Source organism: Pseudomonas sp. EA_35y_Pfl2_R111, from assembly GCF_963970955.1.
Taxonomy (GTDB): Bacteria; Pseudomonadota; Gammaproteobacteria; order Pseudomonadales; family Pseudomonadaceae; genus Aquipseudomonas.
This window is the reverse complement of the sequence record NZ_CAXAOM010000005.1, coordinates 277,038-296,775: the sequence shown is the minus strand read 5'-3', so window position 1 is coordinate 296,775 and position 19,738 is coordinate 277,038. Positions and strand designations below refer to the sequence as shown.

The 19,738-nt window shown below is 59.8% G+C and carries 14 protein-coding genes and 2 rRNA genes; 13 read left to right on the top strand and 3 right to left on the bottom strand.

Annotated elements, in window-relative coordinates:
• From AACY25_RS19060 to AACY25_RS19040, 5 genes are all read left to right on the top strand, one after another.
• Window positions 1-101: ribosomal RNA gene (locus tag AACY25_RS19060) — 23S ribosomal RNA — on the top strand; the annotation flags it as partial.
• A 141-nt stretch (window positions 102-242) separates the two neighbouring features.
• A 5S ribosomal RNA gene (rrf, locus tag AACY25_RS19055) occupies window positions 243-358 on the top strand.
• A 147-nt stretch (window positions 359-505) separates the two neighbouring features.
• Window positions 506-1,165, top strand: a complete 660-nt coding sequence (locus tag AACY25_RS19050; protein ID WP_339526731.1) for a paraquat-inducible protein A — start codon at window positions 506-508, stop codon at window positions 1,163-1,165.
• Window positions 1,152-1,775 (top strand): paraquat-inducible protein A, encoded by a 624-nt coding sequence (locus AACY25_RS19045; RefSeq protein WP_339526729.1) that lies wholly within the window; start codon window positions 1,152-1,154, stop codon window positions 1,773-1,775. Before AACY25_RS19050 ends, AACY25_RS19045 begins: the two co-directional genes overlap by 14 nt.
• Window positions 1,768-4,071, top strand: coding sequence for a PqiB family protein (locus tag AACY25_RS19040; protein ID WP_339526727.1), 2,304 nt, complete (start codon window positions 1,768-1,770; stop codon window positions 4,069-4,071). Before AACY25_RS19045 ends, AACY25_RS19040 begins: the two co-directional genes overlap by 8 nt.
• A gap of 52 nt (window positions 4,072-4,123) precedes the next feature.
• Here the strand turns inward: AACY25_RS19040 and mksF are convergent, their stop codons facing one another.
• The 3 genes from mksF to mksB form a co-directional block, all read right to left on the bottom strand.
• On the bottom strand, window positions 4,124-6,958 hold the full coding sequence (gene mksF / locus AACY25_RS19035; RefSeq protein WP_339526725.1) for an Mks condensin complex protein MksF: 2,835 nt from the start codon (window positions 6,956-6,958) through the stop codon (window positions 4,124-4,126).
• Entirely contained in the window at window positions 6,955-7,650 is a 696-nt protein-coding gene (mksE, locus tag AACY25_RS19030) for an Mks condensin complex protein MksE (RefSeq protein WP_339526723.1), read from the bottom strand. The genes mksF and mksE overlap by 4 nt, the downstream gene beginning before the upstream one ends.
• A gap of 111 nt (window positions 7,651-7,761) precedes the next feature.
• Complete coding sequence (gene mksB / locus AACY25_RS19025) at window positions 7,762-9,003, bottom strand: Mks condensin complex protein MksB (protein WP_339526722.1); 1,242 nt, start codon at window positions 9,001-9,003, stop codon at window positions 7,762-7,764.
• A 289-nt stretch (window positions 9,004-9,292) separates the two neighbouring features.
• Here mksB and AACY25_RS19020 point away from each other — a divergent pair, with 289 nt between their 5' ends.
• The 8 genes from AACY25_RS19020 (at window position 9,293) to AACY25_RS18985 (ending at window position 19,726) form a co-directional block, all read left to right on the top strand.
• Entirely contained in the window at window positions 9,293-10,351 is a 1,059-nt protein-coding gene (locus AACY25_RS19020) for a DUF6160 family protein (RefSeq protein ID WP_339526721.1), read from the top strand.
• A gap of 2 nt (window positions 10,352-10,353) precedes the next feature.
• Entirely contained in the window at window positions 10,354-11,400 is a 1,047-nt protein-coding gene (locus tag AACY25_RS19015; RefSeq protein WP_339526720.1) for a hypothetical protein, read from the top strand.
• On the top strand, window positions 11,390-11,995 hold the full coding sequence (locus AACY25_RS19010; protein ID WP_339526718.1) for a DUF6160 family protein: 606 nt from the start codon (window positions 11,390-11,392) through the stop codon (window positions 11,993-11,995). Before AACY25_RS19015 ends, AACY25_RS19010 begins: the two co-directional genes overlap by 11 nt.
• 11 nt (window positions 11,996-12,006) lie before the next feature.
• A complete protein-coding gene (locus AACY25_RS19005) occupies window positions 12,007-14,328 on the top strand; it encodes a DUF6160 family protein (protein WP_339526716.1) in 2,322 nt (773 codons plus the stop codon).
• Between the two features lie 220 nt (window positions 14,329-14,548).
• Window positions 14,549-15,646: a carboxynorspermidine decarboxylase gene (locus tag AACY25_RS19000; RefSeq protein ID WP_339526714.1), complete on the top strand. Its 1,098-nt coding sequence runs from the start codon at window positions 14,549-14,551 to the stop codon at window positions 15,644-15,646.
• 123 nt (window positions 15,647-15,769) lie between these two features.
• A complete protein-coding gene (locus AACY25_RS18995) occupies window positions 15,770-17,014 on the top strand; it encodes a saccharopine dehydrogenase family protein (RefSeq protein WP_339526712.1) in 1,245 nt (414 codons plus the stop codon).
• 352 nt (window positions 17,015-17,366) lie between these two features.
• Window positions 17,367-18,914: a 2-isopropylmalate synthase gene (locus AACY25_RS18990; protein ID WP_339526711.1), complete on the top strand. Its 1,548-nt coding sequence runs from the start codon at window positions 17,367-17,369 to the stop codon at window positions 18,912-18,914.
• Window positions 18,911-19,726, top strand: coding sequence for an energy transducer TonB (locus AACY25_RS18985; RefSeq protein WP_339526710.1), 816 nt, complete (start codon window positions 18,911-18,913; stop codon window positions 19,724-19,726). Before AACY25_RS18990 ends, AACY25_RS18985 begins: the two co-directional genes overlap by 4 nt.
• Window positions 19,727-19,738 lie beyond the last annotated feature (12 nt).

The window sequence follows — 19,738 nt, the reverse complement described above, 5'->3', positions numbered from 1 at the left end:
CCCTAAAGGGCCGTCGAAGACTACGACGTTGATAGGTTGGGTGTGTAAGCGCTGTGAGGCGTTGAGCTAACCAATACTAATTGCCCGTGAGGCTTGACCATATAACACCCAAACAATTTGATGTTTGTGTGTCTCTATGAAGACTGCAACAGCCGAAAATTTGCACAACTACAAACCAAAACATCACATACCCAATTCGAGGTAGCGAACTGCGCAAGCAGCACGACATCTCATCTGAATCGCTTGACGACCATAGAGCATTGGAACCACCTGATCCCATCCCGAACTCAGTAGTGAAACGATGCATCGCCGATGGTAGTGTGGGGTTTCCCCATGTGAGAGTAGGTCATCGTCAAGCACCTATACCAAAACCCCCGATCGTGAAAACGGTCGGGGGTTTTACTTTGCGCCGCGAAAACAAACTGAGCGTAGGGCAGCCTTTGATAGGCAACTACTACAGCGCGTAGCTATGATGCCAAGGTGCACTTTTATCAGAGTTTTTTCCATGGCCGATCCGGCACTCGCTGCATCACTTACCGAGCTTGAGCTTAAGCAGTTGATTGCCTGCCATGAGTGCGATCTATTGATGCGCAAACCCCCGGCTGCTGCAGGTGAGCGTGTGGAGTGTCCGCGCTGCGGTTATGAGCTGTATACCCACCGTACACAGGTCGTGCGGCGCAGTATGGCTTTGGTGATCGCGGCTTTGTTGTTGTATGTACCGGCTAATTTCTTGCCGATCATGCAGCTCAATCTGCTCGGTCAGGCGAGTAACGATACCGTCTGGACGGGTGTGCTCGGTCTCTATAACAGCGGCATGCAGAGCGTGGCTGTGGTTGTGTTTCTCTGCAGCATGGCGGTACCCCTGCTCAAGCTGCTGTGCCAGCTTGCTGTGTTGCTGAGTATTCGCTTGGATATTGGCCGCAGCTATGGCCTTCTGCTCTATCGCATTTATCACCATATGCGTGAGTGGGGCATGCTCGAGGTCTACTTGATGGGCATTCTAGTGGCCATCGTAAAGCTGATCGATCTAGCTGATTTGAGCATCGGTCTGGGGCTGCTGTGCTTTATAGCGCTGTTACTAGTCCAGGTCTGGTTGGAGGTGACGATGTCCCCTCACCAGATCTGGGAAGCCTTGTCGGGGGAAGATGCACATGCGGGCGATTGATGCAGGGTTGCTGATTTGCCATGAATGTCACCAGCTCAACGCCCAGCAGGCGGACAGCGCCAAGCAATTCTGTATGCGCTGTGGTGGGCACCTGCATGCGCGTCGCCCCAACAGTCTGGTGCGTACCTGGGCGTTATTGCTGACGGCGGCGGTGCTGTATATCCCGGCCAACCTGCTGCCGATTATGACGGTCAATTCGCTGGGTAAGGGGCAGTCCGACACCATCATGTCGGGGGTTATCGAACTGGTGAACTACGGCATGCTACCGATTGCTGCGGTAGTGTTTATCGCTAGCATTGTCGTGCCGACCTTCAAGTTGGTCGGTATCGCTTTGCTGCTGTATTCAGTGCAGCGTCATCAGCCGATGTCGGCGCTTCAGCGCGTGTTGATGTACCGCTTTATTGAATGGATCGGGCGCTGGTCGATGCTGGATATTTTCGTCATCGCCATCTTGGTCGCTGTGGTCAATTTCGGCAGTCTGGCGAGTATTGTTCCCGGATACGGTGCTACCGCGTTTGCCAGCGTGGTGGTGTTAACCATGCTGGCCGCTCTAACCTTTGACCCTCGCCTGATTTGGGATAACACGGACTCGGATGACCATCATGAATGATTTGCCGTTGGCTAAAGCGCGTCCTGCTTCAAACTGGTCGGCTATCTGGGTATTGCCACTGATTGCATTGCTGATCGGTGGCTGGCTGGGCTGGCGTGCCTATAACGAAGCGGGCATCGAGATTCAGGTGATGTTCGCCAGCGGTGACGGCATCCAGCCGGGCAAGACCGAGGTGATCTTCAAGGGCATGCCCATCGGTAAGGTCATTGCCCTGGAATTGGATGACAGCGGCGAGCGGCGCGGTGTGCGCGCGACCCTGGAGATGGATAAGCGGGTTGAGCCGCATCTGCGCACCAACACCCGCTTCTGGCTGGTCAAGCCGAGTGTTTCTCTGGCTGGTATCACCGGATTGGAAACCCTCGTATCGGGTAACTACATAACTGCCAGCCCTGGTGATGGCGAACCTACGCGTAAATTCACCGCATTGACCGAGCCGCCACCCTTGGCCGACACCACGCCAGGCTTACATCTGACCCTTAAAGCCGAGCGGCTTGGCTCGCTTAATCGCGACAGCCCAGTGTTCTATAAGCAGATCCAGGTGGGCCGGGTAAAAAGTTATACCTTGGTTGAGGAGCAGAACCAGATCGAGGTAAAGCTGTTTATTGAGCCGGAGTTTGCCTCCTTGGTGCGTAAACACACGCGCTTCTGGAACGCCAGCGGAGTTTCTATCGATGCCGGGTTATCTGGGGTGAAGGTGCGGACCGAATCTCTGGCGAGTATTGTCGCGGGCGGAATTGCCTTTGCCACGCCCGAGCACCGCAAGGACAGCCCGCCGACTGATCCGAGCCTGCCATTTCGCCTGTACGAAGACTTCGACAGCGCACAGGCTGGCATTCGCGTGTCGCTCAAACTGCATGAATTCGATGGGCTGGAGCCTGGGCGTACGCCAGTGATGTACAAGGGCATTCAGGTCGGCCATATGAAAACCTTCAAGGTTGATCAGGACCTCAGCGGCGCGAGGGTTGAGCTGATGCTCGACCCGCGCACCGAAGACTATCTGGTTGAAGGCACCGACTTCTGGGTGGTTAAACCTTCAATTTCACTGGCCGGGATAACTGGGCTGGAGGCGCTGGTTAAGGGCAACTACATCGCCATCCGGCCAGGTGAGGCTGGCAATCCTGCGCTACGTGATTTTGTCGCTAGAGCCAAAGCCCCACCGCTCGACCTGTCAGCGCCGGGTTTGCATCTGGTGTTGTTCAGCGACACGCGTGGCTCTCTGGAAGTGGGCAGCCCGATCCTGTTCAAGCAGGTTAAGGTCGGCACGGTACAGAGTTTCCAGCTGTCGCGTGATGACAAGCAGGTGGCCTTTGGTGTGCACATCGAGCCTGAGCATGCGCATCTGGTGAACAGCAGCACGCGCTTCTGGAATGCCAGCGGTATTACGCTGAAGGGCGGCCTGTCTGGCGTCGAGGTCAAGAGTGAGTCATTACAAACCTTGCTGGCGGGTGGTATCGCCTTTGAAACGCCGAACCCTAATGCACCCAGAAGCAACAAGCGGGTCGAGCGCTTTAGTTTGCACAGCAGCCAGGAAGTGGCTCTGCAGAAAGGTGTTGAGCTGACTATTCGCGTACCCAGTGGTGACGGTCTCAGCCCAGGCACGGCGATTCGCTACAAGGGCTTGGAAGTGGGCAAGGTGGAGCGCATTGAACTGACGGATGATCTGCAGGCGGTGAACTTGTATGCACGGATTACTCAGGCGACGCAGCAGATTGCTCGTGTCGGTACGCAGTTCTGGGTGGTCAAGCCCGAGGTCAGCCTGACTCGTGCCGCCAACCTGGAAACTTTGGTCACCGGTCAGTATCTGGAAGTGCGGCCCTCGAGCCAGAAGGGGGCTGCGCAGATGAGCTTTACTGCCGCTGAAACGCCGCCTAAAACCAATGCCCGTGAGCAGGGCCTGCGTCTGGTGTTGAGTGCTGCGCGACGCGGTTCGATCAAGCCGGGGGTGGTGATCAGTTACCGTGAGGTGCCGGTCGGCAGGGTCACCGATTTCGAGCTTGGGCCTACTTCGGATCGGGTGCTGATCCATGTGCTGATCGAGCCGCGCTATGCGCCGTTGGTGCGCAGCGGCAGCCGTTTCTGGAATGCCAGCGGCATCGGTGTGGATGCCGGGCTGTTCAGCGGGGTTAAGGTACGCACCGAGTCACTGGAAGCTCTGCTGGAGGGCGGTATCGCCTTCGCCTCACCGGACAATCCGCAGATGGGCGGGCCGGCGCAGGCTGGTCAGACTTTTGCCCTGCATGATGAGGTGAGTGAAGAGTGGTTACGCTGGGCGCCGAAGATCGCGCTGGAGAAATAAACCACAAGGGCCGCAATTGCGGCCCTTGTGGTTTGTGGCTGGTGAGCCAGCGTTAGGCTAGCTCGGTTGCTGCGGTTGTGGTTTCTGCCTTGCTCTTGGCACTGTCGCGCCGCTGGATATATTTCCAATCCGCTTCGTCGATATAGATACCATTTGGCCCGCTACCGCCTTCCAGGTCGATGGCCACGTGGGCCGAGACCTGCGGCTTCACAGACGCCAGGATCGGCACAAAGCCGAGCTGCAAACTGGTTTCGATCAGCGCTTGCTGGTTTTTCTCATCGATATCCGCCGCCTCGTCCAGGTAGTAAGGCAAGCGCACCTTGCCGGCCTGGTCGCGGTCCATCAAGTGCAGCAACAGGTACATGTTGGTCAGCGCCTTGATGGTCATGGTGGTGCCGTTCGACGCTGCGCCATCGATATCGGTGTGGATCACCGGCTGGCCGTGCACCTTGGTGATCTCGAAGGCCAGCTCGAATAGATCCTTCAAGCCCAGCTGGTTATGGTTGGCCGCAACCAGGCGCGACAGGTAGTCCTTGGCTTCCTCGTTCTTGCTGTCCTGTTCGCTGCTTTGCTGCAGATCGAACACCGAGAGGGTTTCGCCTTCTTCGTACTGACCGGCGCTGTGGATAATCTGGTCGATATGCTTGAGCGCGTCCTTGTTCGGTGCGAGGACGATGCGGAAGCTCTCCAGGTTGGACACCTGACGCTTGTTGATCTCGCGGTTGAACAACGCCAGCTGGTGTTCTAGGTTGTCGTAGTCGCTACGGATATTGCGCAGCGTACGGGCGATATCGGTGACCGCTGCACGGCGCGCCTTGGCCAGGGTGATAGCTTCATCCTGGCGGTGGGCGTAGGCGTTGACCAGCAGGTGCAGGCGACGCTCGACGTCATCCTCGCTGTCGAACTTGGCCACACCTTTCAGGCGCACCTGGGCATACAGCGCCTCGATCTGTCCGTCGATGCGTTGCAGGCCTTGCCAGGCGTCCTGGTAGTCGTTAAGCAGCGGCAGCAAGTTGTCCAGGCTGTCGTCCACCGGATCGGTAAAGGGCGTGCCGAACGGCAGGTTGGCCGGCAGCAGCTGGCGACGGCGCAGGGCGTCTTCCAGAGTGCGCTCCTTGGCTTCCAGATCGGCGAGCTGGCGGCCGACCAATTGCAGCTTGGCGGAAAGCTGCTGCACGCGCTCGGTAAAGGCATCGGATGCGCGCTTGAGTTCGTCCTGTGCGGCTTCCAGTTGCGCCAGCTGCTCCAGCTTTTGCGGCTCTTCCACGGCCAGGGTTTGGCTCTTGCGGAAGTCTTCCAGGGCTTTCTGCGCATCCAGCACGGCCTGGTAGAACTGCTCGGCCTGGGCCTTGCTCGCCGCGCGGTCGGACGCTACTACTTGCTGGGTTTTCAGCTGTTTGTATTCGCGATCCAGACGATCCTTCTGGTCGCGCAGGGCGGCGCGGTCAGCCAGGGCCTGCAGGGCAGGGGGCTCGATATTCGAGAGGTCGATAGTCAGGCCGGGCACTTCGAAGTGTTCGCCTTTAAAACCATCGAGGATGGCTTCCAGGGATTTGACCCAGGCATCGCCGTCGGCGACCTGAATGCCTTTCTCACCCAGCGGCAGGCTGAACAGCTGGCCATTGAACAGGCGCATCAGGCGGTCGACATCGGCCTGGCTGAACTCTTCGCGCAGGCGTGAATAGCTGTTGTTGTCGGCGTGTTCGAGTTGCTGTTTGACCGACTTCAGGCGTTTTTCCAGATCGCGCAGGCGCTCATCTAGGTCTTCGGCGGAGAACTGACGTGACTGCGCCAGGGCGCCGGCCAGTTCGTCATGGGCGTCCTTGGCAGCCAACAGCTGCTCTTCCAGTACCTTGGCGTCGTTGACTAGGGCAAAGCGGTTTTTCAGCACCGACAACTCGCCGAGCCAGCGCTGGATTTCGCTGATTTCGCGCTCCATACGCATCAGCTCCTGGGTGCCACCACGTTGCTCGTGCTGCAGGCCATCTTGCTCGCCACGGTAGTGTTCGGCCTGGATCACCAGCTCTTCGCGGCGGGCGCCGGCGTAGTCCTGCCAGGTGCCGAGCAGCGAATCGAGCAGCGGCGACAGGCGATGCAACTTGCCGCGCAGCAGCTCGCGCTGGGCTACACCGGCAGCCAGCGCTTCAATCAGTGGGCCGGCCGTGACGAGGGCCTGGTAGTCCTGCTCCATGCGCCGCACATCGCGGAAGGCTTCTTCGGTGGCGGCGATATAGTCGACGCTACCGGAGCGCAGGCTGTGCTCGAAGGCATCGAGGAACAGCTGCTTAAGCTTGGCGGCGGTGATCTCGCGCATATGCAGCAGGTTGATAAACAGCGCGCGGAAGGTCTTCAGGCTCTGCTCGCTGGTGGAGCGCAGCGGGATCAGGGTCAGGTCCAGCGGAATCGAGGTGTGCCCGCCGACCAGCAGGCGGCGCAGCTCCTCGGGTTTCAGCTCGTAGGCCTTGATGCCTTCACGTTCCAGAGCGTTGAACAGCTCGCGTTGACGCAGGCAGGTGCCGTTCTTCTGGTAGTGCTCAAGATCCAGAGTGCCCTGATAGGCGAAGAACTGGTGGCCGAAGCCGCCGCCCGGGCCGCGCCCGGCGACCCCAATCACATGCGGGCCGTGGGGCAGCACGACTTCGACGAGGATATAGCTGGTGTCGCTGGCGAAATAGAACTTACGCGACTGCTCCAGGCTGTACTTGCCAAAGCTCATGTCCGACATGCGCGCCAGAATCGGGAACTGCAGGGCGTTGATCGAGGCGGATTTACCGAGGTTGTTGGCGCCGTAGACCGACAGCGGGTTTTCCAACGGGAACAGGCCAAGGCTGTAGCCGGCCGTGTTCAATAGGGCGAAGCGGCGGATGCCGTAGCGTTCCTGGCTCATGCGAGGGTCTCCTGGGCGTCACGTTCTTCGGCCATGGCGCGGGCCAGGGCGTCTTCTTCGGATTCGTCGATGTCCGTTTCGGCGAGGCTGATGATTTCGTCTTCGGCCTCCTCATCCAGCAGCACCGGCGTTGGCAACGGCAAACTGCTGTGCAGGGTGGCGGCCAGGTCGCGGTCCTGCTGCACGGACAGGCACACATCGAGGAAGCGGTGCATGGGCGCGAGGAAGCGGTAGATGCCGTTGTCTTCGCTGGCAAAGCCGAGCTGGGTCAGGCGGCGCATGACCTTTTCTTCCAACTCTTCCTGGGTGGTGACTTCTGCCTGGAGGAACAGGTCGCGGTATTTTTCCAGCAGCGCTGGCAGTTCGTCACGGCCCAGGCTGCCGCCGTCGAGTACGGCCAGCGGGTCGCGGCCTTGGTCAGCCAGATGCTCCACCAGAATAAAGGTGAACAGTGCCAAGCGCTGGGCGGTCTTGTTGACCTGCGCGCCCATTTGCTCAGGGACGAAGTAGTAGAAGCCGCGGCTGTCGCAGGTCAGCTCATAGCCCAGGGCCTTGAACAGGCCGCGGTACTGGTCCTGCTGGCCGGCCAGCTGGCTGTAGAACTCCGGGTTGCTGCGGCTGATGTGGTAGCCCTTGAACAGTTCGCGGAAGATTGGCGCGAGCTGGGTCAGTTCTTTTAGGTCGATATTCATACGCGATGCTCGCAGACAGTCGTAGGGTGGAAAACCGCGAAGCGTTTTCCACCTGAGAGTTCGGAGTGGTCAACGGTGGACAAACAGAGCGTTGTCCACCCTACGCAAGACTTAACCATTGGGACGGCCCACCAAGGCAAAGGAGCTCAGGCTGACCTGATGCTCGCGGGTGAGGTAGTCGCGGCGCTCCAGGCGCTCGCGTTGGAAGCGAGCGTCGCGCGAGAGGCGTGAAAACCAGTAGAGCAATTCATCGGTGGCGCCTTCGGGCTCCTGCTCCAGCAGCCAGACCATCAGGTCCGGCAGCGGCAGGGCCTGTTCGCAGCGTTCGATCATCTCCCGTGCGGTGCGCGGTGCGCGGTGCGCTTCGCCTTTGCGGCTGGCATGCGCCTTGGGGAACTGTGCCGGCTTGGGCTCGAAGCGGGCCAGGGCATATACATAGGCCTCGACCTGCGAGGCGGTGCCGAGAAAAGTGCTTTGCGGACGGCTGAACAACGGCAGTGACGCCTGCGGTAGTGCGTCCAAGCCCTTCTTGCGAACTGCCGCCAGGGCCAGGGCTGCGCCACGGGTCACGGCGTTATGCCGGCGCGCTTCTTCACGCAGCGGCAACAGCAGCTCGCGGGCGCGGCGCAGGGTCAGCTGGGCGGTGGTCTGCATTTCCAGAATACGCGCATGGGTGCGCAGCAGCAGATCGTCGTCGACCAGTTGGCCGAGACGCTGCTGTTCGCCCAGCAGACGCAGCAATACGTGTTCGACGCGGTACACGCCTTGCTCGAAGGCACCGTCGGCGGCCACCAGCTGGATCATCGGCTCGACGTATTCATCCCAGGTGGCCAGCACCTCGGCGTAGCGCTGGCGCAGCGGAATCTGCCGATCGCTGGTCTTGGCCCGATCGGCCACGGCGACCAGTGCCTGCTCGTCGTTGGCCAGCTTCTTCAGCACATCGCGCACACGCATATCCAGCAAACGCAACTGGCGCGCAAGGTCGGCGGCGTCGCGCACCTCAAACGCATCCTTGATATAGCCCGCCAAGCGTTCGAGGTGACGCAAGTAGGCTTCGATCTCCAGACACAGGCCCAGGCGATGCTCGCGGCGCAGGTAGGCGAGGAAGTCGTGAATCTGCGCGTTCAGTTCGAAACGGTTGGGGCTCTTGGCCACCGGCACCAGGATATCCAGGCGAATCCACTGGTCGAGCAGGGCGGTGACATCGGTTGGCGTGCCTTCAGGCAACTGCGCGGCGAGCTGATTACGCAGCTCCACCAGGCTCAGAGTGCCGGCATCGAAGCGCTCGCACAGCGGCTCCAGCAACGTCCAGTGTTCAGCAAGGGCGCGCAGTACGCGCTTGGGATCAATCATCGGGGCATCCGCTCCGCGGGCTTTTCGCAAAAAACGCCGATTGTACTGCAAGCCGTGGCCAAGGCTTGAGTGTCAGTCATCATCTGTTCGGAGTTGCCTGCGCGCGTGTAACCCTGGTTGTGGTGATGGGTAACAGCGTGGTTGCGCTCTGCTGTGGGGCCGAGGCGGATTCTCGGGGATTTCTCGACTATGGGTTGGCACGTTTAGCCGGCCGACTTTTTATAGTGCTAATCAAGGCGTGGAGTCCGCAGGGCTCGGCCATTCAAATAAGAACGACAGGGAATCAGCCATGCGTCCGACCCTTGGTTTTGCCAAAACTGCGCTCGCCTTGATCTGTGCTGGATTAATCAGCAGCACTGCCCACGCCAGAATGGTCGAGCTGGAGGACAGCGAGCTGTCGGAAGTGACCGGTCAGGCCTTTATCAACCTGACGACGGATAGCAACGCAGGGATCAACTACACCCGGGTCAACTTCGGCATGAATGTCGATACCCAACTGAATATGAAGAAGTTGCAGCTGGGGCAGTACAACGATTCGGTGACTCGTCCCGGTGAAGCGCTGGGCACCTCTGACCTGCTGATCAATAACTTTGCATTAGGCACGGTCAATGCCGACGACACCATCAACCCGTTCAAGATCGCCAATCCATTTCTGGAACTGGCCTATTCGGGCAACAAGGTGGTGGGGGTGCGTATTGGTTTCGGTGAAGCCAAAGGCATTCTGTCCGGGGATATTCAGAGCCTGACGGGCAATATTCCAATCAAGATTCAAGGCAGTGCCGGCCCTGTGTTTGATCAAGCCAGTGGGTGGGAGCAGTTTCTCTTGAGCATCGCGGGGGTGACCCGCAACACTCGCCTGGAAGCGGATGCCACGCTGGTGCAGACCAATGGCTCTGCTGATCCGGTGCGTGCTACGCATGCCGGTATGGTTAATGGCCAGGTGCTGGGGTGTGTCAGTGGCTGCAATCTGGGTGGGCTATCCGATGCATTGTTGAGTCTGTTTGCCTCAAGCGGCTGCCAGGTGCTTTCGCTGGCTACCTGCTTCCCTCTAAGCAATTTCCAGTCTCTGCCTGTCGGCAATATGGCGGTCAGTGATTCTGCTGCCACCGCAGCAATCGAGGGCGCAGCAAAAGGCTTCTTTATTTCCATGCAGACCCAGGACGTGGCCTGGCGTGATATGGACAGCAATGCGCTGATCAATACCTTGAAAGGGGCCTTTATGAACCTGCCCAAGTACCGTGATGCCAACGGCAATATGGTGGCCCCGATCAATATCGACTTCGAACAGGCCTTCAATGGCATTCCCCGGCAGGACACCTGCCTGGGCACCGCCACGGCGGGGTGCTAAGCATGCGTACGCTAACTGCGGTTGCTGCGTTGACGCTGTTGTCTGGAGTTGTCCAGGCAGAGTTGCAGGCGCTGGATGATCAGGAACTGTCTGCCGTTCAGGGCGCCGGCTTCGGCTTTGTGCTGGATGGAATTCTGCTGGATGCATCGGGCGCCACCATCACGGTCAATGACATCAATAATGGGTCGGGACAGAACGTGCCGATTTCGGTAAAGGAGTTCTACCTGGGCGCGACCGGCAGTAATAAAGGCACAAACCTGAACCCGGTGAATATTGGCCGATTGGATCATCCGTTTGAGATCACCCTGGCCAAAGGCGAGAGCCTGCGAACCTTGCGCGATGACGGCCAATGGGTGCAGACCACGCCGAGTAATATCAGCGTACTCGAATTCAAGTTCCCCGAACGCTTGACCGGCGCTGGTGGGCAGGCCTGTATCAGCGGTTATGCGGCTGCCGGGAGCAACTGCTCCAGCCGCGCCTCCGAGCGAGTCGATCTGGGGATTCGTTTCGACTTCCAGGTTGCCGCCGGACGCACCGATATCATCAACTTGGATATCAGCGAACTGGTCATGGACGGCAGCTATCTGCGGCTATGGGGCGATGATCCAAGAGGGCAACTGGTGGGCGAGGCGCGGGTGAATATCTTCGCCAAGAGCCTGCAACTGATGTCCTGCGCGGCGGGCACAGCCAACTGCACCACCGAGCAGGAGCAGGCTGCGCGCACCCTCACGCTGAGCAATGCCTACGCCAATATTTCGCTGGGTTACGGCAAGAGCCAGCCGTTGCTGTTTGATGTCAGCAGTAACGGCCAGTTTGTGCTGGAACTGCCTAATCCGGTGACCCGTGCCGCTAACGGCAGCGCGCGCTCGGCAGCCGAACGTAATGCGATTGCCAGTGACTTCTACGCCAACGCTCCACGCACCAATATCGTTATCGACAACCTCAAAGCTGGAACAGGAAACTTTTCAACCGGTGGCTACAACTTTGGCTACAACGCCATCCAGGGGCTCAGCATCAACTACCTGAAGGTGACCAGCCGTGATCTCTAAAACCTGGCTAGCCCTCGCTGCGCTGTTTGCCTTGCCGGCCGTTGCTGAGATGCAAGCGCTGGATGATGACACCCTGAGCAGCATGAACGGCCAGGGTGGGGTTTATCTGTCCGGTGAGTTCAGTATCAACAAGGACGGCGGCGTGCTCTGGAGCAAGCCGGTCAGCAACAACCCCAGCACCTGGACGGCCAGCCAGCGCAGCTGCGCCAACGCCGGTGCCAGTACCGCAGAAAACTGCGGTATGCGTATAGCGATTCGCTCCGAGGCGGCGGGCGGTTGGTATGTGCTGGATAACCTCAAGGGCGTGTTCAGCTTTGAAGGCCTGACCCTACGGACGCGCACCATCAACAGCGGCTTCAACGGTGATGGCGCCGCTTTTAATCAGGATGTGCTGGAGTTCGGTCTGCCCAACGAGGTGAAGTTCAAGGATGGCAGCTTTGCCTTCGGCGTGGCCAACCAGGGCGGCTGGCAGAACAAGTCCCTGAGCGTGGCCAATGGCGGTAATCCGTCGTATCAGCAGACCAATATCTTCTCTGCGAAGATCGACGGCACCATCCGCATGCAGGGCAACGTGCTGATCTTTCCGCAGAACTGAGGAGCAGGGCCATGCACCGTCATTCGCTGTTATTGCTCGCACTTCTGAGTCCGCTTACACAGGCTATGCAGGCGCTGGATGATCAGGCGCTGTCGTCCGTCAGCGGGCGCGATGGCATCAGCCTGCAAACCACAGGCGCAGGCTGGTCGGCCGGCAGTGTGGATTACAGCCAAGATGGTCAGACCCTCAGCCTGAAAGGCGTCAGCAGGACGCCGCAGGTTGCCGGCAGCAGCTCGACCACCACGCTCGATGTGGTCGGTGATCAGCTGCAGGTGCAGCACAGCGGCAGTGCTCAGGTGCTGAGCGTGGATAACATCGAGCTGGCCGGTAGCAGCAAAAGCTTTGGTGCCTTTCGCGCGTTCTTCACTCTGGGCGCCAGCCTCAAACTGAGTGGCGGTGGGGCCAGCGGCGTTAGCGGTTTCAGCGTGGATGACAGCCAGCTGTCGTTGAGCGCAGCGACCTTCTATTACCGCGACAATGGCTTTGATCTGATCGTCAAAGGCCTGTCATTCGATACCTACCTGAACAACGCCTACCTGGATATCGTCAGCGGCGGCAGTGGCCAGGAGATTAAGCTGGACCTCGGCACCTCGCGCTTTGTTGGCTCGATTGCTGGCATCGGCCTCGACCTGGCCCATGGCGATCCGACCCCAGGTGTGGCGGTGACGCCGGGCAGCCCTGATCTGCGCGATGTCGATGCGCAGCGCAGCTTCGGCAAGCTGGATATGGACCTGCGCCTGGGTGGCAGCATCAGCATTGCCGGCGGTGGGGCCAGCGGCGAGGGGCTGCGGATCAAACCGAATATCACCATCGCCAACAGCCTGTTCCAGTATCAGGACGAAGGTGTGCTGCGTGCAGAGAACTTCGCCGGCAGCTTGATCAGCAACGCAGGACTGACCCTGGATCTGGAGCAGGACGGCGTTGGCAGCTACGCCAAAATCGCCTTTCAGGACCTCAAATTCAACGCCACCCTCGGCGGCCTGATCATGGGCAACCCGAGCAATCAGAAGCTCGGCGGCCTGGCGGTTGAGCTGAATTTTCTCGATCAGGGCGCGCGGCAGAACTGGTTGAAACTGCATCCGGGCGGCGACCCCAACTCCGGGCAGAAGGGCATCAGCGCCGACCTCAGCTGGAATATGGTCAACAGCTCGCTGGCGCTGACCGATAACGGCAACACCATGTGGTTCAGCGGTCTGCGTACCCACGGTACCGGTCAGTTTACGTTTGATCTGACCAAGAGCTGCGCCGCCGGCGTGAACACGAGCTGCTATGCAGGCACCAACAGCGATATAAACAGCGGCGGCTACAACGGTCATTTCGATGGCATGCGCCTGGGTTTCAAGAATGTGGTCGGCAGCTACAGCTTCGATGGTCTGCGGGTCGGCACTGCCGATGCGCCGCTACAGGGCGGCACCGAGCTGCTGGTGCTGATGGAAATCTTCCCGGCCTACGATTTCACCCTCAATGGCCAGGTCACCCTGCGTGCCGGTGGCGCCGTCGGTGATGGCCTGCGCTATAACGCCGACTTCTATATCACCGAGGCCAATGCGGCGATCACCGTGGATGAAAACGGCCGCGGCCTATGGCTGTCTGGCAGCAGCTATGAGATGCATTACCGCGAAGGCTCGCTGGATATCAGCAACAACGGCGTCGAGCTGCGTAAAGGGACTTATTGGTCGAAGCTGGATGTTGGCGATGTGCGCTGGGGCGAGCGTCTGACTGGCAGCAGCATTGGCCGTTTGGTGCTTAAACGTTATGAGCAGGGCTCGACCCTCGCCATCAGCTCGGGCGGTGCCGGTGCATTGTGCGTCGGCGGTAGTGGTGGCACGTCGGCGGCATGCGTGGCCAGTGGCGGGCGCTGGGAGGATCGTGGCGACGAGGGGGTTTCGGTCAAGCTGAAGAACGTCTTCGTGCGCGACGGTTCCGGCAATCCGGCCAATACCGTGTCGAACAACGAGAAGCGCAACCAGATCATCATCGAAACCGGGCGGGTCAATGGGGTGAACGGCACAGGCAGTCAGCTGGTGGTGGATAACTTCCACACCTCCGACGGCAACCCGAGTAACCCGAACGCAAACGCCTATGGCTTCAACGTTGACCTCAACCTCGATGTGGCGCCGACCAAGGTGTGCAACAAGACCGCATCCGGCTGTACGCCGGTCAGTCCCGATCCGCTGGGCTTTGCGGTCAACGGGCGGGTGCACTTCAAGGAAGTGAATATCGACCGGATTCAGCACGTTCACCCCACCGGCGGTGCCGTGACCTCGATGTACGGGGTCAAGCTGCAGAACGCCGATATCCGCGCCAACCTGACGGCCACGCCGATCAACTAAGCGTCACGCCGCTGTAATCCTCGTCCGCCATTCTGCCAGCGGCTGGGTTGCCGTTGCGAGGCGCGCGCGGGTTGCATGAAAGCGTCGCCAGCGGTCGCTGAGCCGACGAAATATCCCCGTTACTCTTTCGATATGTGTCGGTTATCGGCACAATTCGCCTCCACTTTTTGGGGGGAGCATTCTTTGCTCGCCGTTGGCCGACCTTGCACGGGGCACCGAAATGATCAAAACGCCGTACTACCTGATCGACAAACAGAAGCTGCTGGGCAATTTGGAGAAGATCGCTTATGTGCGCGAACACTCCGGTGCCAAGGCGCTGCTGGCGCTCAAGTGCTTCGCCACCTGGTCGGTGTTCGACCTGATGCAGCAGTATATGGACGGCACCACCTCGTCCTCGCTGTACGAGCTCAAGCTCGGTCGGCAGAAGTTCGCCGGTGAAACCCACGCCTACAGCGTGGCCTGGGCGGATGATGAAATCCCCGAGATGCTCGCCAACTGCGACAAGATCATCTTCAACTCCATCGGCCAGCTTGAGCGTTTTGCTGAGGCGTCCGCCGGCAAGGTGCGTGGCCTGCGCGTCAACCCGCAGGTGAGCAGCTCTGACTACCTGCTGGCCGACCCGGCCCGACCGTTCAGCCGCCTCGGCGAGTGGGACCCGGAAAAGATCGCCACGGTGATGGATAAAGTCTCCGGCTTTATGTTCCACAACAACTGTGAGAACGGCAGCTTCGAGCTGTTCGACCAGATGCTGACCACTATTGAAGAGCGCTTCGGTCACCTGCTTGAGCAGGTCGAGTGGGTCAGCCTCGGCGGTGGTATTCACTTCACCGGTGATGACTATCCGCTGGATCAGTTCTGTGCACGGCTCAAGGCCTTCACCGAGCGCTTCGGCGTGCAGGTGTATCTCGAGCCGGGCGAAGCAGCAATCACCCTGAGTTCCTCTCTGGAAGTCACGGTACTCGACACGCTGTACAACGGCAAAAATCTGGCTGTGGTCGATAGCTCCATCGAAGCGCATATGCTCGATCTGCTGATCTACCGGCTTAACGCCAAGATGGAACCCTGCAGTGGCGAGCACAGCTATATGGTGTGCGGCAAGTCGTGCCTGGCAGGTGACATCTTCGGTGAGTACCAATTCGATCGTCCGCTGGCCATCGGCGATCGTCTGTCGTTTATCGACGCAGCGGGTTACACCATGGTTAAGAAGAACTGGTTCAACGGCCTGAAAATGCCGTCCATCGTGGTGAAACAACTCGACGGTAGCGTCGAGGTGGTACGCGAATTTGGCTTTGACGATTACCTGTCCAGCCTGAGCTGACCGGTAGGGTGGACAACGCTCTTTTTGTCCACCATTGCGATCGCAGAACGGTGGACGGATGAAGCGCCGTCCACCCTACGAGCTAACTGTTTTTAATAACGCAGTACCCAGGAGGTGAAGCAATTGAAGAAGAATGTTCTGATCATTGGTGCAGGAGGTGTCGCCAAGGTGGTGGCCCACAAGTGCGCGCAGCACAACGATGAACTCGGTCGTATTGCTATCGCGTCGCGCAACATCTCCAAATGCCAGGCCATCATCGACAGCGTAAAGGCCAAAGGCAGCTTGAAGCAGCCGGCCGAAATCCAGGCTTATGCCCTGAATGCGCTGGATATTGAAGCAACCAAAGCACTGATTCGCGAAACCGAATCGCAGATCGTTATCAATGTGGGTTCGGCCTTCCTCAATATGTCGGTGCTGCGCGCCTGCATCGATACCGGCGCCGCCTACCTCGACACCGCCATCCACGAAGAACCGGGCAAGGTCTGCGAAACGCCGCCTTGGTACGGTAACTATGAGTGGAAGCACCTGGCCGAATGCCAGGACAAGGGCGTAACTGCCATCCTCGGCGTCGGTTTCGACCCGGGCGTGGTCAATGCCTATGCCGCATTGGCGCAGCAGCAGTACTTCGACAGCATCGAGTCGATCGACATCCTCGACGTCAACGCCGGTTCCCACGGCAAGTACTTCGCCACCAATTTCGACCCGGAAATCAATTTCCGTGAATTCACCGGCCAAGTCTGGAGCTGGCAGAACAGCCAGTGGACCAGCAACACAATGTTCGAAGTCAAACGCACCGACGACCTGCCGGTGGTCGGCGAACAGAATCTGTACCTGACTGGGCATGACGAAGTGCATTCCCTGTCCAAGCACCTGAACGTACCTAACGTGCGTTTCTGGATGAGTTTCGGCGAGCACTACATCAATGTGTTTACCGTGCTGAAGAACCTCGGCCTGCTTTCCGAGCAGCCGGTAAAAACCGCCGAAGGCCTCGAGGTTGTGCCGCTGAAAGTGGTCAAGGCCGTACTGCCGGACCCCGCCTCGCTGGCGCCGGGTTATAGCGGCAAGACCTGCATTGGTGATCTGGTCAAAGGCACCAAAGACGGTAAGCCGGTGGAGCTGTTTATCTACAACGTCGCCGACCATAAAGACGCCTATGTCGAAACCGACAGCCAGGGCATTTCCTATACCGCTGGCGTACCGCCGGTCGCGGCGGCGCTGCTGGTGGCGTGTGGTGATTGGGATGTGTCGCGCATGGCCAACGTTGAAGAGTTGCCGGCCGAGCCGTTCCTCAAGCTGCTGGACGTGATGGGCCTGCCGACCCGGATCAAGGACGCCAACGGTGACCGTCCCTGGGATCAAGCCCTCTGATTGGCTGCGCGTCGGCGATACGGCGTTAAAAAACGGCGGGAAATGCTCATGTACAAAAGTACACTCCGCTTTCCCGCCGTTTTTTGCCTTGTCTCGCTCTAGCTCGCTCAATCAGACCGTAGGATGGGGTGAGCGAAGCGATACCCATCAGCGGTAAAGGCTCTATCCAAACAAAACGCCCGCCATCTCTGCGGGCGTTTTGCTTTCTGGCCCGTGGGTGTGGCTTTAGCTGCGGCGCGATGCAGGTACGCGCCGCGCTTCCCGCCCGTGGCATTTCACGCGACAATCAACCCTTATCGACACGCGCCCCAATGTCGGGTGTGTGCTACGGCGACTCCGTGAGGACACCAGCATGAGCAGCAACGACCGCGTCATTATTTTCGATACCACCCTGCGTGACGGCGAGCAGAGCCCCGGCGCGTCGATGACCGGTGAAGAAAAGCTGCGCATCGCCAAGGCTCTGGAGCGTTTGCGCGTCGACGTGATCGAGGCCGGCTTTGCCATCGCCAGCCCAGGCGACTTCGCTGCGGTCAAGGCGATTGCCGATACCATCAAGGACAGCACTGTGTGCAGTCTGTCGCGAGCGCTGGATGCTGATATCGACCGCGCCGCCGAAGCGCTGAAAGGTGCCAACTCCGGGCGTATCCACACCTTTATCGCCACCAGCCCGATCCATATGCAGCACAAGTTGCGCATGCAGCCCGATCAGGTGGTTGAGCAGGCGGTGCACGCGGTCAAGCGCGCGCGCAATCTGTGCAGCGATGTCGAGTTTTCCTGCGAGGACGCCGGGCGTTCCGAAATCGATTTCCTTTGCCGCATCATCGAAGCGGCAATTGATGCTGGCGCGCGCACCATCAATATCCCCGATACGGTCGGCTACGCGATTCCGCACCAGTACGCAGAGACCATCCGCCAACTACTGAACCGCGTGCCTAATGCCGACAAGGCAGTGTTCTCCGTGCATTGCCATAACGACCTGGGCCTGGCGGTTGCCAATTCCCTGGCCGCTGTGGTCGCTGGGGCGCGTCAGGTCGAATGCACGATCAACGGCCTTGGCGAGCGCGCCGGTAATGCCGCGCTGGAGGAGATCGTCATGGCGATCAAGACCCGCGAAGACCTGCTCGGCGTGCGTACCCGCATTGACACCCCGCACATTCTCAGCACCTCGCGCATGGTTTCCGGGATCACCGGTTTCCCGGTGCAGCCGAACAAGGCGATCGTCGGCGCCAATGCTTTCGCCCATGAGTCCGGCATCCACCAGGACGGCGTGCTCAAGCACCGCGAAACCTACGAAATCATGTCCGCCCAGTCAGTGGGCTGGCACACCAACAAGCTGTCGCTGGGCAAACTGTCCGGGCGCAACGCCTTCCGTTCGCGCCTGGAAGAATTGGGCATCCAGTTGGCCGGTGAGAGCGAGCTGAACGCCGCCTTCGCCCGCTTCAAGGACCTAGCCGACAAGAAGCACGAAATTTTCGACGAGGACCTGCAAGCGCTGGTCTCCGATACGTTGGCGGAAAAAGCCCCGGAACACTTCAAGCTGGTGACCCTGGAGGTGGCGAGCAAGACCGGCGAAGTGCCTGAGGCCAAGCTGGTGATTAGCGTCGACGGTAACGAGCAGGCCGCTAGCGCCCAAGGCTCCGGCCCTGTGGATGCGACCTTCAAGGCCATCGAGTCGATTGCCGTATCCGAGGCCACGCTGCAGCTGTACTCGGTTAACGCCATTACCAAGGGCACCGACTCCCAAGGCGAGGTTACGGTACGCCTGGAGAAGGGCGGCCGCATCGTCAACGGCAACGGCGCCGACACCGATATCCTGGTGGCCTCGGCCAAGGCTTACATCAATGCCCTCAACCTGATGCAGGCCGGGCAGAAAGCTCATCCACAGGTAGCTGACGTTTGATCGAAGAGCTGCGCCGCCGTGCTTATCTGAGTGCCATGCAGGTAGCCAGCTGGCTGCCGCGTGTGGAGCTGCCCTTTGCTGCGCCATCGCGGCCTGAGCTGCTGCAACCGCTGGTCGATTCAGAGCCCGAGGTTGTGGCTAACCAGCCACAGGCCGTGGCTGAAGCGGCGCCTGCCTATGAACCACCGCTTGCGGAAACGCCCGTTGTCGTGCCCGCCTCTCGGCCCAAGATCGAAGTTCCACGGCCAGCGCCTCAGGGGCGCATGGCCAAGGTTGAACCGGTTAGTGTCGACGCCGAAGCGCAGGTTACGTCCCAGCCAACGCCTGCCGCGCCGCCACGCTTTGCCCTGCAATTGCTGCGTGCCGGTGCCTGTGCGGTGCTGGTTGAATTGCCTACCGGCGAGCCGCTCCAAGGCCGCGACCCGGCCTATCTGCTGCTCAAGGACCTGCTGCGCGCCGCCGGCTTGCCGGACAGTCCGCAATTGATCGGTGAGCCGGTGCGCTGGCCGCTGCTGGTGCGTGGGCAGATCGATCAGGGCCCGCAAGCGGCGCTGGAATATGTGCAGAGCTTTGTTGGCGCGCGGCTGGAAGAGCAGGAACCCTGCAGCTGCCTGTGGTTGGTGGGTTTGCCCGCCATTCGCTTTGCCGGAGAGGCCACGGCCGATGCCTATAACCGTGAGCTGCAAGTTGAGGGGCTGGGCGCTGCCTGGGCGCTGCCGGGCCTGGAGTTGCTGATGGATGAGCCCGAACGCAAGCGCGAACTGTGGCAGGCCATGCGCCGCGTACGTCAGCGCTGGTTGACCGACAATTGAACACATTTTTCC